The sequence below is a fragment of the Acinetobacter lwoffii genome, from assembly GCF_024129355.1.
In the GTDB taxonomy this organism is placed as follows: Bacteria; Pseudomonadota; Gammaproteobacteria; order Pseudomonadales; family Moraxellaceae; genus Acinetobacter; species Acinetobacter lwoffii_I.
Genome location: NZ_JAMXXP010000046.1, coordinates 1 through 17,661, shown reverse-complemented (window position 1 = coordinate 17,661; position 17,661 = coordinate 1). Strand labels below are relative to the sequence as shown.

Sequence of the window (17,661 nt, the reverse complement as noted above, 5' to 3'; positions counted from 1 at the left end):
GCTGAACTGCTCGTATTTGCAGGGTTTTGGCATCTATACCAATATGTAGTTTACGCCATTGGCGACGATATTCAGGTCCATGTTTCTTGCGTTTCCATTCGCCCTCACCTAGAAACTTCATGCCTGTAGAGTCCATGAGTAGATGCAGCCCATCTCTACTTTTTTGGTAGCTGATTACAATATCAATATGCTTTTGTCTTCTACAAAGCGTGGTGTAATCTGGAGCTATCCAATTTAATCCGCAAAGTTTAATCAGACTTTGCACAAAGCCAGTAACCATACGTAAAGACAGACGAAATAAGGATTTAATCATTAAGCAGCATTGGATGGCTGCGTCGGAGTAGGTTTGATTTCGCCCTTGTTTGCCTTTTGATGGAGCATACCATTGCGTAGCAGGATCAAACCAAATGGCAATATTTCCGCGACTCATGAGTGCTCGGTTATATGCGGGCCAATTGGTTGTGCGGTAGATTTTGTGTGTAGGCTTCTTCATTTGAAAATTATATCGCTGAAAAAGCCTTTACAGATAGGTTTGTGCAACAAAGCCATCCACGATTCATATTCAATCCCATGACTTTAAAGCGCAAAGCGTGTTGCAGATGCAGCTCTTATTCCGAGGAATTTTACACTGGTATCGCCCGCCGATAGAAACACCAGATCCGGCAGTCAGGACGTAAATAACCATTCCTCCAGTTTAAATAAAAAAACCTGCAGATTCGATGCAGGTTTTTTTTAGAGATAATCAATCGCGTCTTATTTGGCTTTACGCTCTTTTTCAATCAGGTAATTCACCACCTGAATTACTTTGGCATCATTGCCCTGCACAATATATTTACCATTCACGGTCACCGCTGGTACACCGCTTAACTGATATTGAGCAGTCAAATTTTTTGCCTGAGCAATTTTTGACGAAATCGGGAATGATTTATAAGTCGTGTTAAATTTCTCTTCAGAAATACCATAACGGGTATAGAACTTGGCCAATTGTGCCTGTTCTAAAATTGGACGCTGCTTGTCATGAATATCATGGAATAACTGTAAATGTGCTTTTTGACGCACACCCAGGGCTTCTGAAACATAATAAGCACGTGCAGCCTGTTCCCAAAGCGGGTTCATTGCAGCAGGTGTACGTACAAAACGGATATCTTTGGGTAATTTTTTCAACCAGTCCTGCATATGCGGTTCCAACGTGAAACAGTGACCACAGCCATACCAGAAGAATTCACGTACCTCAATTTTGCCCGGTTTTTCGACTTTGACTGGTTTTGCGACCACCTGATAGTCCTGACCTGCCACAAAATTGGCCATAGCACTACCTGAAAAGGCCAAAACAGATGCGGCAACAGCTCCTAAAAGGAATTTTTTCATTGGGATTATCGTCCTCTAAATCATTATGCTTAGTGTATGGGTTCACTATAAATCAATTATGCCGGTTCCGTTTTCATGCTGCGAACTTTTGTGCTATCAGAACCGCTACATTAAAGTATGCGACTGATTTTAAGTCAGTTAATATGGCCATTCGACCGCTATGTGTTTTTAGATAATCACAAAAGTTAAACTTTGAGTAATAAAAACGGTTATAATTTCTACGATTAAAACGTAGTGGTCAAACCTACAGTAAATATTAACTTCTTACTATTCTCTTCAGTAACAGCCGCGTGGCTCTGAGAATGATCTTCTGACATACAATAGTTTCCTTATTCTATTTACGATTAGCTGAGAGACTTGAGTAAGCCTCAATATTTCTGCTAAAAATTGCTTACTATAATTGGTCAAGAAGCTTTCTTTTCATTTATCCACCGGGACAATATTGGTAATAAAACCAACATAAGAAGGGTTGATGAGATAATCCCTCCAATAACCACATTTGCTAGTGGGCACTTTACTTTTTTCTCCAATTCCAATGCCTCCCTAACTAATTAGAGAGTTTTAAGCATTATTACATGAATCTTTCCAGTACTATTGTTGCAAATATACTAAGTTGCATATTTATTCCTGCCTATGTATAGGAGCATATGTAACCCTAAAGTTTAAAATAGTCTTTTCGGATTATTTAAAAATTTGAAAATGGTAAAGAATAAATTAAAAACAATAAATATATTTATCATTCGATTTAAAAAAATTAATTAATCTTAGTTACACCATACTAAAAATAACTAATTTTTAGTTTTCCTAGTTATATGTGCTTCATTATAATTTTGAATTAATTCTCTTCACACCCTTTGCTTTTTTCATTGTTAATTATTTCTAAATTTTTCTCTAAGAAACGAAGTCCCCCATCAGCAAAACTACTGGTTGAAAAAACTATAGTAAAAATAACTAAAACAATCTTCATATATATATTATTGAATCTAATCATATCTTGGACCAAAAAATAATTTCTTCATATACTAATTCCTAGATATATACACCTAAATGACAACCAAATTACAAATTTGTAATTTGGTTAAGGTTTGTCCTAAAAAAAATAAATTAATACTATTTTAACAAAGATAAGTCGTTGCTGAAAAATTTGAATTGTAAGGGATTTAATTATTGCTAAATCAAAAATTTATAGGCCGGAAACTTTGTGATTCTTTGCTTTCTGCACTTATTATTTAATCAATGTTTCACGATTTTCATCGTGAAACTAAGTCTATTCGCAAATTTCAATGAGTTACTCACTGTCTTTTAAATAGCGGTATACCGTCTGGCGACTAATTCCAAATGCCTGGCCTAATGCCATTTTTGAAGGGTACTTCCCCTCCTTCCATGCCTGCCGTAAAGCTTCAGCTTGGTCGGGTTTTAATTTATGTACCCGGCCTTTGTACTTTCCTTGAGTAGAGGCTAGTTTAATTCCTTCCTTTTGCCGTTCTAAAATGATCTCACGTTCGAACTGTGCAAAAGCACCCATCAGTTGCAGCATCAAATTATCCATCGGAGTGGATTGGGCCGTAAAAGTAATATTTTCTTTTACAAACTGGATGGCGATCCCTCGTTTGACCAGTTTATCTACTTCAGTGACCAAATCTTTTAGGCTTCGCGCAAAACGATCCATGGAATGTACAACAACTTGATCGCCTTCCCTGACATAGTTCAACATTTCCTGAAATTTAGGTCGATCGGTATTTTTACCTGAAGCGCGATCAACAAAAATTCGATCGACTTCAATTCCCTCAAGTTGACGTCCCGTATTTTGCTCGACTGAACTGACCCGGACATAACCTACTTTTTGACCTTTCACTTTTTCAGGCACTGTTGCAAATAGGCTGACATGATAAGCTAAATATCTTATTTATTTCGAGATACAGCAGATGAATCCCTTCCACGGTCGGCACTTTCAAGGTGAAATCATTCTTTGGGCTGTTCGTTGGTATTGTAAATATGGCATCAGCTATCGTGAACTTCAGGAAATGCTCGCTGAACGTGGAGTGAATGTTGATCACACCACAATTTATCGCTGGGTTCAGCGTTATGCTCCAGAAATGGAAAAACGTTTACGTTGGTATTGGCGTAATCCTACAGATCGACATTTATGGCATCTGGATGAAACTTACGTAAAAGTGAATGGCAAATGGGCATATCTATACCGTGCAGTTGACCAACGTGGCCATACTCTTGATTTCTATCTTTCTGCTAGACGAAATACCCATTCAGCTTATTGTTTTCTTGGTAAGATTTTGAATCATGTCAAAAAATGGCAGATTCCACGAGTCATAAACACTGATAAGGCTCATACCTATGGCCGTGCTTTGTCGCGACTAAAACAGGAAGGAAAGTGTCCTGAAGACCTGGACCATCGACAGATTAAATACAAGAATAACGTGATTGAATGTGATCATGGCAAGCTCAAACGGATCATCAAGGCTACGTTGGGATTCAAGTCTATGAAAACGGCTTATGCCACAATTAAAGGAATTGAGGTTATGCGTGCTCTACGCAAAGGACAAGCTTCATTATTTTATAACGGTAATATTCTAGGAGAAGTTTGGCTAGTAAATAGAGTTTTCGGTCTCTAAGCTTTTTTGAAGGGAAAATCATTGACTCAGATCCCTATTTGCAACAGTGCCGTCAAAACTGCAAGTATGCAGTCTTGACCAGGCATCTAGGGGTCGTCTCAGAATTCGGAAAATAAAGCACGCTAAGGCGTAGTCACCCCGTGACTCCCCCGCGCCGATGCAGCGAGCTTCGTTCCGTCTTGCAGTGACGCAATCAGCGGGCAGGAAACGTTCCCTTTCCGCGCATGGCAGGCGCACACCAGTTCAGACAGCACGGCCTCCATGCGTGCCAAGTCGGCCATCTTCTCGCGCACATCCTTGAGCTTGTGCTCGGCCAGGCCGCTGGCTTCCTCGCAATGGGTGCCATCCTCCAGCCGCAGTAGCTCGGCGATTTCGTCCAGGCTAAAGCCCAGCCGCTGGGCCGATTTCACGAACCGCACTCGTGTTACATCCGCCTCGCCATAGCGGCGAATGCTGCCATAGGGCTTGTCTGGCTCCGGCAGCAGGCCCTTGCGCTGGTAGAACCGGATGGTCTCCACATTGACCCCGGCCGCCTTGGCAAAAACGCCAATGGTCAGATTCTCAAAATTAATTTGCATATCGCTTGACTCCGTACATAACTACGGAAGTAAGCTTAAGCTATCCAAACCAAATTTGAAAGGACAAGCGTATGTCTGAACCACAAAACGGGCGCGGCGCGCTCTTCGCCGGTGGGCTGGCCGCCATTCTTGCGTCGGCCTGCTGCCTGGGGCCGCTGGTTTTGATCGCCTTGGGGTTCAGCGGGGCATGGATCGGCAACCTGACGGTATTGGAGCCGTATCGGCCGATCTTCATCGGCGCGGCGCTGGTTGCACTGTTCTTTGCCTGGCGGCGCATCGTCCGACCGACCGCAGCCTGCAAGCCGGGCGAGGTGTGCGCGATTCCGCAAGTGCGCACCACCTACAAGCTCATTTTCTGGTTCGTCGCCGTGTTGGTCTTGGTCGCGCTTGGTTTTCCCTACGTCATGCCATTTTTCTACTAATCAGGAGTTCATCATGAAAAAGCTGTTTGCCTCCCTCGCTCTCGCCGCTTTCGTTGCCCCCGTGTTCGCCGCCACTCAGACCGTCACGCTGTCCGTGCCTGGCATGACCTGCGCCTCTTGCCCGATCACTGTCAAGCACGCGCTTTCCAAGGTTGAGGGCGTGAGCAAGACCGACGTAAGTTTCGACAAGCGCCAGGCCGTCGTCACCTTCGACGATGCCAAGACCAACGTCCAGAAGTTGACCAAGGCGACCGAGGACGCGGGCTATCCGTCCAGCCTCAAACGCTGATCCGTTAACCGAACTCGGGAGCGACACATGGGACTCATCACGCGCATCGCTGGCAAAACCGGCGCGCTCGGCAGCGTCGTTTCCGCGATGGGCTGCGCCGCCTGTTTTCCTGCCATCGCCAGCTTTGGCGCGGCCATCGGACTGGGCTTCTTGAGCCAGTACGAGGGGCTATTCATTGGCATCCTGCTGCCGATGTTCGCCGGCATCGCGTTACTCGCCAATGCTATCGCTTGGCTCAATCATCGACAGTGGCGACGCACGGCGCTCGGCACGATAGGCCCGATCTTGGTGCTGGCAGCGGTGTTTTTAATGCGGGCTTACGGCTGGCAGAGCGGTGGACTGCTCTATGTCGGCCTGGCCTTGATGGTTGGGGTGTCGGTCTGGGATTTCATCTCGCCAGCACATCGCCGCTGCGGGCCGGACAGCTGTGAATTGCCAGAACAACGTGGCTGACGGCAACAGCCGTAGCCACCACAGAAAAGGAAAAATACATGACCACCCTGAAAATCACCGGGATGACCTGCGACTCGTGCGCGGCTCACGTCAAGGAAGCCTTGGAGAAAGTGCCCGGCGTGCAATCGGCGCTGGTGTCCTATCCGAAGGGCACAGCGCAACTCGCCATTGAGGCGGGCACGTCATCGGATGCGCTGACTACCGCCGTGGCCGGACTGGGCTACGAGGCAACGCTTGCCGATGCGCCACCGACGGACAACCGCGCCGGCCTGCTCGACAAGATGCGCGGCTGGATAGGGGCCGCTGATAAGCCCAGTGGCAACGAACGCCCGTTGCAGGTCGTCGTCATTGGTAGCGGTGGCGCGGCAATGGCGGCAGCACTGAAGGCCGTCGAGCAAGGCGCGCACGTCTCGCTGATCGAGCGCGGCACCATCGGCGGCACCTGCGTCAACGTCGGCTGCGTGCCGTCCAAGATCATGATTCGCGCCGCCCACATCGCCCATTTACGTCGGGAAAGTCCGTTCGACGGCGGTATCGCGGCGACTGTGCCTGCGATTGACCGCAGCAAACTACTGGCCCAGCAGCAGGCGCGCGTCGAAGAACTGCGCCATGCCAAGTACGAAGGCATTCTGGACGGCAACCCGGCCATCACCGTTGTACATGGTGAGGCGCGTTTCAAGGATGAGCAGAGCCTGGTCGTCCGTTTAAACGATGGTGGCGAGCGCGTGGTAGCTTTCGACCGCTGCTTAGTCGCCACGGGTGCCAGCCCGGCCGTGCCGCCGATTCCGGGCCTGAAAGAGTCACCCTACTGGACTTCGACCGAGGCCCTGGTCAGCGACACCCTTCCCGAACGCCTAGCCGTGATCGGCTCGTCGGTGGTCGCGCTGGAACTGGCGCAAGCCTTCGCCCGGCTGGGCAGCCAGGTCACGATCCTAGCTCGCAACACGCTGTTCTTCCGCGACGACCCGGCCATCGGCGAGGCCGTTACAGCCGCGTTCCGTGCCGAAGGGATCAAGGTATTGGAACACACGCAAGCCAGCCAGGTCGCGCATGTGGACGGCGAATTCGTGCTGACCACCGGGTACGGTGAAATACGCGCCGACCAGCTGCTGGTCGCCACTGGCAGGGCACCGAACACGCGCAGCCTGGCATTGGAAGCGGCGGGAGTCGCTGCCAATGCGCAGGGGGCCATCGTCATCGACAAGGGCATGCGCACCAGTACGCCACACATTTATGCGGCTGGCGACTGCACCGACCAGCCTCAGTTCGTCTATGTGGCGGCAGCGGCCGGCACCCGTGCTGCGATCAACATGACTGGCGGCGATGCGGCCCTGGACCTGACCGCAATGCCGGCCGTGGTGTTCACCGACCCGCAGGTCGCCACCGTGGGCTACAGCGAGGCGGAAGCACATCACGACGGGATCGAGACCGACAGTCGCACCTTGACCTTGGACAACGTGCCGCGTGCGCTTGCCAACTTCGACACACGCGGCTTCATCAAGCTGGTCATCGAGGAAGGTAGCGGACGGCTCATCGGCGTGCAAGCGGTGGCCCCGGAAGCGGGTGAACTGATCCAGACGGCGGTGCTCGCCATTCGCAACCGTATGACCGTGCAGGAACTGGCCGACCAATTGTTCCCCTACCTGACCATGGTCGAAGGGCTGAAGCTCGCGGCGCAGACCTTCAGCAAGGACGTGAAGCAGCTTTCGTGCTGCGCCGGATGAGGAAAAGGAGGTGTTCAATGAGCGCCTACACAGTGTCCCGGCTGGCCCTTGATGCCGGGGTGAGCGTGCATATCGTGCGCGACTACCTGCTGCGCGGATTGCTACGGCCGGTCGCGTGCACCACGGGCGGCTACGGCTTGTTCGATGACACCGCGTTGCAACGGCTGCGCTTTGTACGGGCTGCCTTCGAAGCGGGTATCGGCCTGGACGCACTGGCGCGGCTGTGCCGGGCGCTGGATGCTGCGGACGGTGACGGTGCGTCTGCGCAGCTTGCCGTGTTGCGGCAACTCGTCGAGCGTCGGCGCGAGGCCCTGGCCAGCCTCGAAATGCAACTGGCCGCCATGCCAACCGAACCGGCACAGCACGCGGAGAGTCTGCCATGAACAGCCCAGAGCACTTGCCGTCTGAGACGCACAAACCGATCACCGGCTACTTGTGGGGCGCGCTGGCCGTGCTCACCTGTCCCTGCCATTTGCCGATTCTCGCCATTGTGCTAGCCGGCACGACGGCCGGCGCGTTCATCGGGGAGCACTGGGGTATTGCAGCCCTCACGCTGACCGGCTTGTTTGTCCTGTCTGTGACGCGGCTGCTGCGGGCCTTCAAGGGAAGATCATGACCGCTTCCCAGCCAGCCGAGAGTGGGCAGCTTTGAGCTTCGCTACCAATCTGGAGGAGTACCACCATGAACGCAAACGCCCCGAACACTGCCAGTTGCACCACCTGCTGCGTATGCTGCAAAGAAATTCCGCTCGATGCCGCCTTCACCCCGGAAGGCGCGGAATACGTCGAACATTTCTGCGGGCTGGATTGCTATGAACGCTTCCAGGCACGCGCCAAGGCCGCGACAGAATCTGACATTGCGCCTGTCCCTGGCGGTTCGCAGCCGTCAGATTGAAGCATACTCTAAATTTACATATTTAAATAACGAGTTTTTTCTCACTCATAAGAATTTGCAAGAATATATATACATTTATTGACATTAAGTAATTTAAATAAAATCAATATATGTATTTGCATATATGTGGAAATACATATATAAATATATCTGAGTTTCTAATAGCAGAGTCAGTCAAAATGTTCTCGACCATAAAGATTTATCACAATCCTGAGTGTGGTACATCAAGGAATACCTTAGCTTTAATTCAAAATGCAGGAATTGAACCAATCGTTATTGAATATCTAATTACCCCACCTTCGAAAGCAGAATTAATTGAACTTATTCGTAGTGCTGGTTTAAGTGTTAGAGAAGCAATTCGTAAAAATGTACCTCCATATTCTGATTTAGAAATTGTTCGGGAAGATTGGTCTGATGAACAGCTTTTAAATTTTATGCTTCAACATCCTATTTTGATTAACCGCCCATTCGTTGTTACGGATTTAGGTACACGTTTGTGTCGTCCTTCTGAAGTTGTTTTGGATATTCTCCCGTTTCCTCAGAAAGGCGCATTTAGCAAAGAAGATGGTGAAAAAATTATTGATGAAAATGGCCAAAGAATTAAATAGCACTTTCTCATCTCTTAAATGGAAAGAATGTGAAGGAGACTTATATGGATCAAGTTAATTTTTTTAAATGCTTATCAGATGAAACACGTCTCAATATAGTGACATTAATTGTTGAAAATAAAGAACTATGTGTATGTGATTTGACTGAAAAACTACAACTCAGTCAACCTAAAATTTCAAGACATTTAGCCCTTTTACGTGCTTCAGGGCTACTTCAAGATCGCAGACAAGGCCAATGGGTTTACTACAGTATCAATCCAAAATTGGCCAACTGGTGTTATGAAATTTTAGATATTTTGAAGACGGTTCAATCTCAATCAAAGCTGGATGATCAACACCCCCTTTCTGTAAATAGTTATTGTGAGTAATTCAATGAAATTTTTATTTTTATGTACTGGAAATAGCTGCCGTAGCATTTTGTCTGAAGTTTTGTTTAATAGCCGAGCACCAGAAGGTTGGAAAGCCTATAGTGCTGGGAGTAAGCCTTCAGGTCAAGTTCACCCGCTAACTTTAGAAACCCTTGAAAACTTAGGATTATCTACCGAAGGTTTATGGAGTAAAACGATTAATGATTGTGAACAATATCAACCTGATGTTGTGATCACAGTATGTGATTCTGCTGCTCAAGAAGCATGTCCACTTTATTTGGGTGGAGCAATCAAGGCACATTGGGGCTTGGCTGATCCTTCACACTTAGACGTGAATAAAGAAGAAAAAATAAAAGCCTTTATGAGCACTGTTGAACATATCAATCGTCGCTTAGATGCTTTATTTAAACTTAATGTAGATAAACTATCTCGCTCAGAATTGATTGCAGCAATTAATCAAATTTCGAACGTTGAGTAAGTGAAATGTCTGAAAAACGCTTATCTTTTTTAGATCGCAACCTGACGCTATGGATTTTTATTGCCATGGCCTTAGGCATTGCCATCGGAAACTTCTTTCCTCAGGCTTCTGTCGCACTCGATAAATTAAGCATTGATTCAGTGAATATTCCAATCGCGATTGGTCTTATTCTAATGATGTATCCACCACTGGCAAAAGTGAACTATGCGACTTTGCCACAAGTGTTTAAGGATAAGAAAACCCTTACTTTATCCTTAGTACAAAACTGGCTGATCGCGCCAGTACTCATGTTTGCCCTGGCAATCATATTTTTACATAGTTATCCAGAATATATGACCGGTGTCATCCTGATTGGTCTTGCTCGATGTATTGCCATGGTTCTGGTGTGGAATGGCTTGGCCTGTGGTGATAATCAATATGTTGCAGCATTAGTTGCCTTTAACAGCATCTTCCAGATTCTATTTTTCAGTACCTATGCCTGGTTATTCCTGACCTTCCTTCCACCCTATTTTGGTGTCGCTTCGCAGGTCATTAATGTCGATTTCTGGACCATCACCCATGCTGTTCTGGTTTATCTTGGTATTCCGTTCTTATTAGGTTTCTTAACGCGATGGATTTTGGTGAAACAGAAAGGCGTGGAATGGTATGAAACCAAGTTCATTCCGAAAATCAGTCCGCTGAGTTTAATGGCTTTGCTGTTCACCATTCTGGCCATGTTTAGCCTAAAAGGCGGTGATGTCGTGAGTCTTCCGCTTGAAGTTTTACGCATCGCGATTCCTTTAACCATTTACTTCGTTTTAATGTTCTTCATCAGCTTCTTTATGAGTAAATGGATGGGCAATGACTATCCTAAGACCACAGCAATTGCATTTACCGCAGCGGGGAATAATTTTGAATTATCACTTGCAGTAGCGATTGCAACTTTTGGTATCGCTTCGCCTGTTGCTTTTACCACGATTATTGGCCCACTGGTCGAAGTTCCTGTGTTGATTGCCTTGGTGAGTGTTTCACTCTGGCTGAGAAAAAAAGTTTTTAAAGAGGCCTAACTCTATGAATCTCCCAAATGTAGATCTAAATCTTCTTGAGCAACCCACCTTTGAAAAAGTTCAAGCCAAAGAACTTACTCATCCTTCGCGAATTTTGCTGCTGTATGGCTCTAATCGAGAACGTTCTTACAGTCGCCTTGCAGTTCTTGAAGCCGGTCGAATCCTTGAGCATTTTGGGGCGGAAATAAAAATCTTTCATCCTAAAGGGCTTCCTTTACCAGAAGATGCGGATACTGAGCATCCAAAAGTAAAAGAACTGCATGAGCTTTTAGCATGGTCAGAAGGCATGGTCTGGTGTTCACCTGAACGCCATGGTTCTATGAGTTCAATCTTTAAATCTCAAATCGACTGGATTCCACTGGCAGGAGGGGCAATCCGTGCAACCCAAGGTAAAACTCTTGCCTTGATGCAAGTCAGTGGCGGATCACAGTCATTTAACAGCCTGAACCAGATGCGTATTTTGGGGCGGTGGATGCGGATGATCACCATTCCAAATCAGTCTTCAGTTCCAAAAGCTTTTTTGGAGTTTGAAGAAGATGGGAGAATGAAACCTTCGGCTTTCTATGACCGGATTGTGGATGTGATGGAAGAGTTATTTAAGTTCACCCTACTGACTCGTGGACAAAGCAAATACCTGACAGATCGTTATTCAGAACGTAAGGAATCAGCTGAAGAATTATCTAAACGTGTCAATCAGCGCAGTTTGTAAACTGCTAGGTGATCTTAAATGCAAAAGAGACATTCTAAATTAATCATTCTTGGCTCAGGTCCTGCGGGTTACAGCGCTGCGGTATATGCAGCACGGGCTAATCTTAAACCCACTTTAGTTGCAGGCTTACAACTCGGTGGTCAATTAACCACGACCACTGAAGTCGATAACTGGCCGGGTGATCCAGAAGGTTTAACAGGCCCCGCACTCATGGAACGTATGCAAGCGCATACGGAACGTTTTGGCACCGAAATCGTCTATGACCATATCAGTGAAGTGGATTTAAGCGTTCGTCCATTCGTGCTGAAAGGCGATATGGAAGAATTCACCTGTGATGCCCTGATTATTGCCACAGGTGCAACGGCACAATACTTAGGTCTTGAGTCTGAAGCTAAATTCATGGGGCAAGGTGTAAGTGCCTGTGCAACTTGTGACGGTTTCTTCTATAAGAACCAGAAGGTGATGGTTGTAGGCGGTGGTAACACTGCGGTTGAAGAGGCGCTTTACCTGTCTAATATTACAGCTCACGTGACTTTAGTGCATCGCCGAGCTTCATTGCGTTCTGAAAAAATTCTACAAGACCATCTTTTTGCAAAACAGAAAGAAGGCAAAATTAGCATTCTTTGGAACAATCAAGTGGATGAAGTGTTAGGCGATAACACCGGAGTAACTGGAGTGCGTTTAAAATCCACTGTAGATGAATCAAAGCAAGATATTGAGGTACAGGGTTTATTCGTGGCAATTGGTCACAAACCAAATACTGAGATGTTTTCAGCGCAACTTGAGTTACGTGATGGCTATATTCAGATCCAAAGCGGAACAGCGGGGAATGCCACTGCTACTTCAGTGCCAGGTGTATTCGCTGCCGGTGATGTGGCTGATTCAGTTTATCGCCAAGCGATTACTTCAGCAGGCTCTGGTTGTATGGCTGCATTAGATGCTGAAAAATATCTTGATAGTTTAAGTTGATTTTGATGTTGTCATAAAAATATAGTGAATATTGTAAAAGCCCAGTCTTCAGGATTGGGTTTTTATATTAAAGAAAAAATAAAAGGGGAAAAGGCTTTGAATCAGAAACAGACGGAAACTGATGTCATCATTATCGGTGGTGGACAGGCAGCTTTATCTACAGCTTATTTTTTAAGGCGAAAAAAAATACCATTTATTATTTTAGATGATCAAAATCAAGCAGGTGGAGCCTGGTTACATGCTTGGAATTCTTTGCGTCTGTTTTCACCGAATAGCTGGAGTTCCTTACCTGGTTGGGTTATGCCGAATACAGAACAAACGTATCCGACCAAGAAAGAAGTTATTGAATACTTGCAGCAATATGAGCAGCGTTATCAATTTCCGATTATTCGTCCTGTATATGTTGATCACGTCAAAAGCGAAAGAGAAGTATTGAGTGTGCATGCAGGTGAACAGATATGGAGAGCCAAGGCTGTAATCAGTGCAACGGGCACCTGGAGTCATCCTTATATCCCATCTTACCCTGGCCAAGAAAATTTCAAAGGTCTGCAATTACACTCCGCCCATTATCAAAATGCAGAACTTTTTAAAGATAAGCACGTAATGATAGTCGGTGGTGGAAATTCTGGAGCACAAATTTTGGCTGAAGTTTCCCAAGTGGCAGACACTCTTTGGATCACGCCAACACCTCCTCAATTTTTAGCAGATGATGTTGATGGCCGTGTACTGTTTTTACGTGCGACAGAGCGTTTAAAGGCACAATTAGAAGGCCGTACAATAGATCAGCCTGTTGGCGGTCTGGGTGATATTGTCATGATTGATTCAGTCAAAGATGCACGTGCACGAGGAGTTTTACATAGTGAGCGCCCATTTTCGGCTTTTACAGAAAATGGCGTGATTTGGGAAGATGGATCTTTTCAACAGGTTAATGCAGTGATTTGGTGTACTGGATTTAAAGCAACTTTAAGCCATTTAAAGCCACTTGGAATAGTAGAGGAAAATAATACGATACTTGTTGAAGGAACACGAGCAGTCAAACAATCCAACCTATGGTTAGTAGGATATGGTGAGTGGACCGGACCTGGTTCAGCGACACTGGTGGGTGTTTCAAGGACTGCGAGAGCCACAGTGGATGAAATTGCAGCTTATTTAGATAATATTTATAATTACATCCAATGTTAAATTGCTTGCCGTAAACTAAGTGCTTTTACAACTTTGATAACAGTATCGAAACTAAGTTTAACCCTCACCGGAAAGAGCTTTGTAAAGACTTTCTCGACCTAGGCTTATCGGGCTATTTAGTGAAGTTGAAAGCTCCAAGTGCAAGTCTACAGTCTTACCTGTAAGAGAAATAATGTAACTTTAGAGTATACTCTATAGTTACATAAATTAGATTTAAAACTTGTCTCCAATAAACCCAGTACGGTTCACCTAAACAGATTGCTACCCCTGAACAACCAGAATCCGAAAAAAGAGGCTTTTGGAGCCGTTTTTTTAGACCCTATGATTAACCACGATTGTTTAACTCATATGAATAAAGTCGTGAAACTTTGATTAAATAATAAGCGTGGAACGTGAAAAATCATAAAAAAAAGCCCACCTTGGGGAGGTTGGGCAAAAAAGAAACTACAGCTTTGAATTTTCAAGAGAATTATACCGCATTTCGTATAAGGTGTATTATGTTAATTTTAGAAAAAACTTAAAATTATCTATTAAAGAATTATATATTTTTGGATTACTTATAAGTGAAATAGCACCTATATAGTGCAGGCTTAGCTAGAAAAACTATAACACTCTAAGAAAGTATGGGTTTTTATGTACAAGGCAATTTCATGAGAAGCCAGATGATAAAATTCGAGGCTCCCCAATTTTGTAAATCAAATATATGCAAAATAATGTGAGTAAGCCGGCAGTACCAGCATTAACACTGGCTGCACTAGGAGTAGTATTCGGCGATATAGGAACGAGTCCATTATATGCATTAAAAGAAAGCTTTCATGCGACACGCGGGCTACCTATTAATGAACTTAATATCCTGGGAATTCTCTCTTTAATCTTTTGGACCATTACCTTAATTGTTTCGCTTAAATATGTTTTGGTGATCATGAGAGCTGATAACAATGGTGAAGGGGGTATCATGGCATTACTCGCCTTAAACCTTAGGCAAAAAGGATTGTCCCGTGGAAAAAGATTGGCAATCATTATCTTAGGTTTCATTGGAGCATCCTTATTCTTCGGTGACGGTATCATCACCCCTGCTATTTCTGTTTTATCTGCAGTTGAGGGACTTTCTGTTGCTGCCCCGTCATTTGATCGCTTCATTATTCCAATCAGTATTGGAATTCTTATAGCTCTCTTTGCCGTTCAAAAACATGGGACTGCAATGATGGGGAAGTTTTTTGGTCCTATTACCCTGTTATGGTTCCTATCTATTGGTGCCATTGGCATTATGAGTATTATTCAAAGTCCATTTGTTTTTGCATTATTCAGCCCACACTGGGCTTTTTTATTCGTTATTAACAATCCTCTTATTTCATTTTTTGTGATGGGAGCTGTGGTTTTAACAGTAACAGGTGGTGAAGCCTTATATGCGGATATGGGACATTTTGGTATTTTACCGATCAAGTTAGGCTGGTTTTTAATTGTACTGCCATGTCTGATGCTGAATTATGCTGGACAAGGAGCATTACTGTTAAGAGATCCTTCGGCTATCACCAATCCTTTTTACCTGCTTCTGCCTTCAGCCCTTCTATATCCTATGATTATTCTGGCTACTGCAGCTGCAGTGATTGCCTCACAGGCTTTAATCAGTGGGGTATTCTCAATGGCTAAACAGGCAATACAGTTGGGATATCTACCTAGGCTTACAGTTTTACATACCTCCGCTTCGGAAATTGGACAAATTTATATTCCATTACTGAACTGGCTCCTGTTTATCTCTATCACCATCTTGATCTTAATATTTGAAAGTAGCAGCAAGTTGGCAGGTGCTTATGGTCTGGCCGTCACTGTGACCATGTTCTGTGACACACTGTTAGTAGCTTTTCTGGCTTATAGTTACTGGAAATGGAAAACATGGAAAGTCTTACTGTTCATTATTCCATTCGCCTTTATTGATCTGGTTTTGCTGAGTTCAAACCTATTAAAAGTCCTGATTGGAGGCTGGGTACCAGTCGTTATTGCGGTTATTGTTTTTACCCTCATGATGACCTGGAAAAAAGGCAGAGAGATTCTTCAGGACAAACTGCAGAAGGACACGCTTCCACTGAATGTGTTTCTTGAGCACCTTGAACAGACAGGTCAGAAAGTGAGTGGAAATGCCGTATTTTTAACTGGAACGCCTCAAGTCGTACCCCATGCGCTTTTACATAATCTAAAGCATAATAAAGTTCTGCATGAACGTAATTTTTTGGTGACAATCAAGACTTCTGAAATCCCGTATGTTGATGAAGCTAAGCGAATCGTTACTGAAGTACTAGAGAATGGTTTTTTCAGAATAACGATCCATTATGGATTTAAAGAAGAGCCTAATGTGCCTCATTCATTGAAACAAGCTTTTTCAGTACTGGATCTTGAGTATGACTTAATGAATATCAGCTTCTTTGTTTCTAGAGAAAGATTAATTCCAAGTCTGTCCAGCAAGATGTCTACATGGCGTGAAAAGTTATTTGTCGCAATGCAAAAAAATACCAGCCCTGTCAGTGATTTTTATAAAATCCCTTCTAACCGGGTGGTAGAGCTAGGTAGTCAGATTGAAATTTAAGAATTTCTAAAATGAATAGGCACCTTTAAATAAGGGTGCCTATCTGATCAGAATAAATCTTTTACTTTAATTTTCCAATAGTTGACCAATCTCTAAAGCTAAATAACCACGTTCTTTAAAGATCAAAATAATTGCTTTTTTATAATCTTCAGAAGTAGAGGTCTTATATTTTGTTATAAGTTGAATTTCAGAATTAAGCTGAAGGTCATTTTTTATCGTCAACACTTCCGTAGAGACTTTATTAAAAATCTTGAAATTAAACATACAGGCGCTCTTTATCAATATTATAGCGGCCCGACTACAACAAATACCTGCCTTAGCTCAGCTAGACACCCTTGGCTGCAAGGATTACAAATTAGACAAGATTCTGCAAGTTTTGCTCCATTGAAAGTATGAATATTCAACTAAAGAAGGTTCCATTTAACATAATGGTGGTTATACGAAGTACACTTGTATATTAATATAAATTTCAAGCACTTAATGAAAACAGAAAAATCCAAAAATGACCAAAAAGCCGATTTTGAAACAAGTCGGCTTTTTTATGAGCAGTTTTGATAGTTCTTGCCAATAAATCTGACTAAAAATTACGCTTTTCAACTTGAGTGATACAATTTTGTGATACATTATTGTATATACAAATTTGAATGTTTTTTATGGAACAGTATTTCGAATGGGATGAGGCAAAGAATCGAAAGAATCAGAAAAAGCACGATGTCTCTTTCGAAACGGCAAGCCTTGTTTTTGAAGATCCACTGAGGATCTCAATCCAGGACAGACATACCGATGGTGAAGAACGTTGGCAAACCATTGGACGAGTTAAAGGCGTACTAATGTTATTGGTGGCTCACACCATTTTCGATGAAGATGACTGTGAAATCATACGAATCATTAGTGCAAGGCAAATCACCAAGGCGGAGCAAGATAAATATGAGCACGGTTAGATACTCACGCAAAGAACTGAATGAAAAATTCAGCGACAAGCAAGATGCTGAAATTGAACACTTGCTTGCTAAGGGAACAGTTCCTGACGATAAGCTAGATCTATCAGATATTCCTGAAATTACCGACTGGAGTAATGCTGTACGCCACAATCAATTCTATCGTCCAGTGAAGCAACAGACTTCTATCCGTTTAGATGCTGATGTACTTGCATGGTTTAAAGCTCAAGGCAAAGGCTATCAAACACGAATGAATGAAATTCTACGTGAAGCAATGTTAGAAGATTTAAAAAATCATCGATAAAAATGGGAGCTTAGGCTCCAATTTTTTGATTCTTAGTGAAATTTAACCATCGGTATAAAAACTCGTGTTAAACCTGATTTATCATGTATTCATTAATATCAAAAATATTGATAATTTATT

General features: G+C 44.3%; 22 protein-coding genes and 4 pseudogenes. 20 read left to right on the top strand and 6 right to left on the bottom strand.

Annotated elements, in window-relative coordinates:
• Positions 1–493, bottom strand: a pseudogene (locus NI468_RS14830) (IS5-like element ISAba12 family transposase); the annotation flags it as partial.
• A gap of 70 nt (positions 494–563) precedes the next feature.
• Here NI468_RS14830 and NI468_RS16350 point away from each other — a divergent pair.
• A pseudogene (locus NI468_RS16350) lies at positions 564–677 on the top strand (TetR family transcriptional regulator); the annotation flags it as partial.
• Positions 678–753: 76 nt separating this feature from the next.
• On the opposite strand, the gene NI468_RS14825 reads toward NI468_RS16350, so the two are convergent.
• From NI468_RS14825 to NI468_RS14820, 3 genes and pseudogenes are all read right to left on the bottom strand, one after another.
• Positions 754–1,368 carry a thiol:disulfide interchange protein DsbA/DsbL gene (locus NI468_RS14825; RefSeq protein WP_004668326.1) on the bottom strand — a complete coding sequence of 205 codons (615 nt, stop codon included), beginning with the start codon at positions 1,366–1,368 and terminating at the stop codon, positions 754–756.
• A 177-nt stretch (positions 1,369–1,545) separates the two neighbouring features.
• A pseudogene (locus NI468_RS16345) lies at positions 1,546–1,685 on the bottom strand (cation diffusion facilitator family transporter); the annotation flags it as partial.
• Between the two features lie 971 nt (positions 1,686–2,656).
• Positions 2,657–3,223 carry a recombinase family protein gene (locus NI468_RS14820; protein WP_035341412.1) on the bottom strand — a complete coding sequence of 189 codons (567 nt, stop codon included), beginning with the start codon at positions 3,221–3,223 and terminating at the stop codon, positions 2,657–2,659.
• 70 nt (positions 3,224–3,293) lie between these two features.
• Here NI468_RS14820 and NI468_RS14815 point away from each other — a divergent pair, with 70 nt between their 5' ends.
• Positions 3,294–3,998 (top strand): IS6-like element IS1007 family transposase, encoded by a 705-nt coding sequence (locus tag NI468_RS14815; protein ID WP_001067793.1) that lies wholly within the window; start codon positions 3,294–3,296, stop codon positions 3,996–3,998.
• A gap of 122 nt (positions 3,999–4,120) precedes the next feature.
• On the opposite strand, the gene merR is transcribed toward NI468_RS14815, so the two are convergent.
• On the bottom strand, positions 4,121–4,576 hold the full coding sequence (gene merR / locus NI468_RS14810; RefSeq protein WP_001166628.1) for an Hg(II)-responsive transcriptional regulator: 456 nt from the start codon (positions 4,574–4,576) through the stop codon (positions 4,121–4,123).
• A gap of 71 nt (positions 4,577–4,647) precedes the next feature.
• Between merR and merT the strand changes: the two genes are divergently transcribed.
• The 16 genes and pseudogenes from merT (at position 4,648) to NI468_RS14735 (ending at position 16,299) form a co-directional block, all read left to right on the top strand.
• Entirely contained in the window at positions 4,648–4,998 is a 351-nt protein-coding gene (merT, locus tag NI468_RS14805; protein WP_001294659.1) for a mercuric ion transporter MerT, read from the top strand.
• Positions 4,999–5,011: 13 nt separating this feature from the next.
• Positions 5,012–5,287: a mercury resistance system periplasmic binding protein MerP gene (merP, locus tag NI468_RS14800; RefSeq protein ID WP_004178136.1), complete on the top strand. Its 276-nt coding sequence runs from the start codon at positions 5,012–5,014 to the stop codon at positions 5,285–5,287.
• A 27-nt stretch (positions 5,288–5,314) separates the two neighbouring features.
• On the top strand, positions 5,315–5,740 hold the full coding sequence (gene merC, locus NI468_RS14795) for an organomercurial transporter MerC (protein WP_000522996.1): 426 nt from the start codon (positions 5,315–5,317) through the stop codon (positions 5,738–5,740).
• 38 nt (positions 5,741–5,778) lie between these two features.
• Positions 5,779–7,464, top strand: coding sequence for a mercury(II) reductase (merA, locus tag NI468_RS14790; RefSeq protein WP_004644736.1), 1,686 nt, complete (start codon positions 5,779–5,781; stop codon positions 7,462–7,464).
• Between the two features lie 17 nt (positions 7,465–7,481).
• The gene (gene merD, locus NI468_RS14785; protein WP_001277463.1) at positions 7,482–7,847 is read left to right on the top strand and encodes a mercury resistance co-regulator MerD; all 366 of its coding nucleotides are present in this window, start codon (positions 7,482–7,484) and stop codon (positions 7,845–7,847) included.
• On the top strand, positions 7,844–8,080 hold the full coding sequence (merE, locus tag NI468_RS14780; RefSeq protein WP_001087807.1) for a broad-spectrum mercury transporter MerE: 237 nt from the start codon (positions 7,844–7,846) through the stop codon (positions 8,078–8,080). The genes merD and merE overlap by 4 nt, the downstream gene beginning before the upstream one ends.
• Before the next feature lie 65 nt (positions 8,081–8,145).
• Entirely contained in the window at positions 8,146–8,358 is a 213-nt protein-coding gene (locus tag NI468_RS14775; RefSeq protein ID WP_000993245.1) for a DUF3330 domain-containing protein, read from the top strand.
• Between the two features lie 179 nt (positions 8,359–8,537).
• The gene (gene arsC, locus NI468_RS14770; RefSeq protein ID WP_004733243.1) at positions 8,538–8,966 is read left to right on the top strand and encodes an arsenate reductase (glutaredoxin); all 429 of its coding nucleotides are present in this window, start codon (positions 8,538–8,540) and stop codon (positions 8,964–8,966) included.
• A 44-nt stretch (positions 8,967–9,010) separates the two neighbouring features.
• Entirely contained in the window at positions 9,011–9,334 is a 324-nt protein-coding gene (locus NI468_RS14765) for a metalloregulator ArsR/SmtB family transcription factor (RefSeq protein ID WP_004644742.1), read from the top strand.
• Positions 9,335–9,338: 4 nt separating this feature from the next.
• Positions 9,339–9,812, top strand: coding sequence for an arsenate reductase ArsC (locus NI468_RS14760; protein WP_004644741.1), 474 nt, complete (start codon positions 9,339–9,341; stop codon positions 9,810–9,812).
• A gap of 5 nt (positions 9,813–9,817) precedes the next feature.
• Complete coding sequence (gene arsB / locus NI468_RS14755; RefSeq protein WP_004644740.1) at positions 9,818–10,858, top strand: ACR3 family arsenite efflux transporter; 1,041 nt, start codon at positions 9,818–9,820, stop codon at positions 10,856–10,858.
• 4 nt (positions 10,859–10,862) lie between these two features.
• Positions 10,863–11,567 (top strand): arsenical resistance protein ArsH, encoded by a 705-nt coding sequence (gene arsH / locus NI468_RS14750; RefSeq protein ID WP_004733245.1) that lies wholly within the window; start codon positions 10,863–10,865, stop codon positions 11,565–11,567.
• Between the two features lie 18 nt (positions 11,568–11,585).
• Positions 11,586–12,536 carry a thioredoxin-disulfide reductase gene (gene trxB / locus NI468_RS14745; RefSeq protein ID WP_004733247.1) on the top strand — a complete coding sequence of 317 codons (951 nt, stop codon included), beginning with the start codon at positions 11,586–11,588 and terminating at the stop codon, positions 12,534–12,536.
• Between the two features lie 96 nt (positions 12,537–12,632).
• Positions 12,633–13,718: an ArsO family NAD(P)H-dependent flavin-containing monooxygenase gene (locus tag NI468_RS14740; RefSeq protein ID WP_034706693.1), complete on the top strand. Its 1,086-nt coding sequence runs from the start codon at positions 12,633–12,635 to the stop codon at positions 13,716–13,718.
• A 251-nt stretch (positions 13,719–13,969) separates the two neighbouring features.
• Positions 13,970–14,047: pseudogene (locus tag NI468_RS16340) on the top strand (plasmid replication DNA-binding protein); the annotation flags it as partial.
• A gap of 374 nt (positions 14,048–14,421) precedes the next feature.
• Entirely contained in the window at positions 14,422–16,299 is a 1,878-nt protein-coding gene (locus NI468_RS14735) for a potassium transporter Kup (protein WP_253102496.1), read from the top strand.
• A 66-nt stretch (positions 16,300–16,365) separates the two neighbouring features.
• Here NI468_RS14735 and NI468_RS14730 read toward each other — a convergent pair whose 3' ends face one another.
• Positions 16,366–16,563, bottom strand: coding sequence for a hypothetical protein (locus NI468_RS14730; protein WP_086044977.1), 198 nt, complete (start codon positions 16,561–16,563; stop codon positions 16,366–16,368).
• A gap of 389 nt (positions 16,564–16,952) precedes the next feature.
• Here NI468_RS14730 and NI468_RS14725 point away from each other — a divergent pair, with 389 nt between their 5' ends.
• Both NI468_RS14725 and NI468_RS14720 read left to right on the top strand, forming a co-directional pair.
• Positions 16,953–17,240 (top strand): BrnT family toxin, encoded by a 288-nt coding sequence (locus NI468_RS14725; protein WP_253102494.1) that lies wholly within the window; start codon positions 16,953–16,955, stop codon positions 17,238–17,240.
• Positions 17,227–17,541, top strand: coding sequence for a BrnA antitoxin family protein (locus NI468_RS14720; RefSeq protein WP_253102492.1), 315 nt, complete (start codon positions 17,227–17,229; stop codon positions 17,539–17,541). Before NI468_RS14725 ends, NI468_RS14720 begins: the two co-directional genes overlap by 14 nt.
• Positions 17,542–17,661 lie beyond the last annotated feature (120 nt).

Bases quoted from the DNA above. Each gene is read 5' to 3' on its own strand.
- merR (WP_001166628.1), bottom strand. From the start codon at position 4,576: ATGCAAATTAATTTTGAGAATCTGACCATTGGCGTTTTTGCCAAGGCG.
- NI468_RS14720 (WP_253102492.1), top strand. From the start codon at position 17,227: ATGAGCACGGTTAGATACTCACGCAAAGAACTGAATGAAAAATTCAGC.
- NI468_RS14825 (WP_004668326.1), bottom strand. From the start codon at position 1,368: ATGAAAAAATTCCTTTTAGGAGCTGTTGCCGCATCTGTTTTGGCCTTT.
- NI468_RS14775 (WP_000993245.1), top strand. From the start codon at position 8,146: ATGAACGCAAACGCCCCGAACACTGCCAGTTGCACCACCTGCTGCGTA.
- NI468_RS14760 (WP_004644741.1), top strand. From the start codon at position 9,339: ATGAAATTTTTATTTTTATGTACTGGAAATAGCTGCCGTAGCATTTTG.
- arsC (WP_004733243.1), top strand. From the start codon at position 8,538: ATGTTCTCGACCATAAAGATTTATCACAATCCTGAGTGTGGTACATCA.
- merE (WP_001087807.1), top strand. From the start codon at position 7,844: ATGAACAGCCCAGAGCACTTGCCGTCTGAGACGCACAAACCGATCACC.
- merC (WP_000522996.1), top strand. From the start codon at position 5,315: ATGGGACTCATCACGCGCATCGCTGGCAAAACCGGCGCGCTCGGCAGC.
- merP (WP_004178136.1), top strand. From the start codon at position 5,012: ATGAAAAAGCTGTTTGCCTCCCTCGCTCTCGCCGCTTTCGTTGCCCCC.
- arsH (WP_004733245.1), top strand. From the start codon at position 10,863: ATGAATCTCCCAAATGTAGATCTAAATCTTCTTGAGCAACCCACCTTT.
- NI468_RS14730 (WP_086044977.1), bottom strand. From the start codon at position 16,563: ATGTTTAATTTCAAGATTTTTAATAAAGTCTCTACGGAAGTGTTGACG.
- NI468_RS14725 (WP_253102494.1), top strand. From the start codon at position 16,953: ATGGAACAGTATTTCGAATGGGATGAGGCAAAGAATCGAAAGAATCAG.
- NI468_RS14735 (WP_253102496.1), top strand. From the start codon at position 14,422: ATGCAAAATAATGTGAGTAAGCCGGCAGTACCAGCATTAACACTGGCT.
- trxB (WP_004733247.1), top strand. From the start codon at position 11,586: ATGCAAAAGAGACATTCTAAATTAATCATTCTTGGCTCAGGTCCTGCG.
- merT (WP_001294659.1), top strand. From the start codon at position 4,648: ATGTCTGAACCACAAAACGGGCGCGGCGCGCTCTTCGCCGGTGGGCTG.
- merD (WP_001277463.1), top strand. From the start codon at position 7,482: ATGAGCGCCTACACAGTGTCCCGGCTGGCCCTTGATGCCGGGGTGAGC.
- NI468_RS14765 (WP_004644742.1), top strand. From the start codon at position 9,011: ATGGATCAAGTTAATTTTTTTAAATGCTTATCAGATGAAACACGTCTC.
- merA (WP_004644736.1), top strand. From the start codon at position 5,779: ATGACCACCCTGAAAATCACCGGGATGACCTGCGACTCGTGCGCGGCT.
- NI468_RS14815 (WP_001067793.1), top strand. From the start codon at position 3,294: ATGAATCCCTTCCACGGTCGGCACTTTCAAGGTGAAATCATTCTTTGG.
- arsB (WP_004644740.1), top strand. From the start codon at position 9,818: ATGTCTGAAAAACGCTTATCTTTTTTAGATCGCAACCTGACGCTATGG.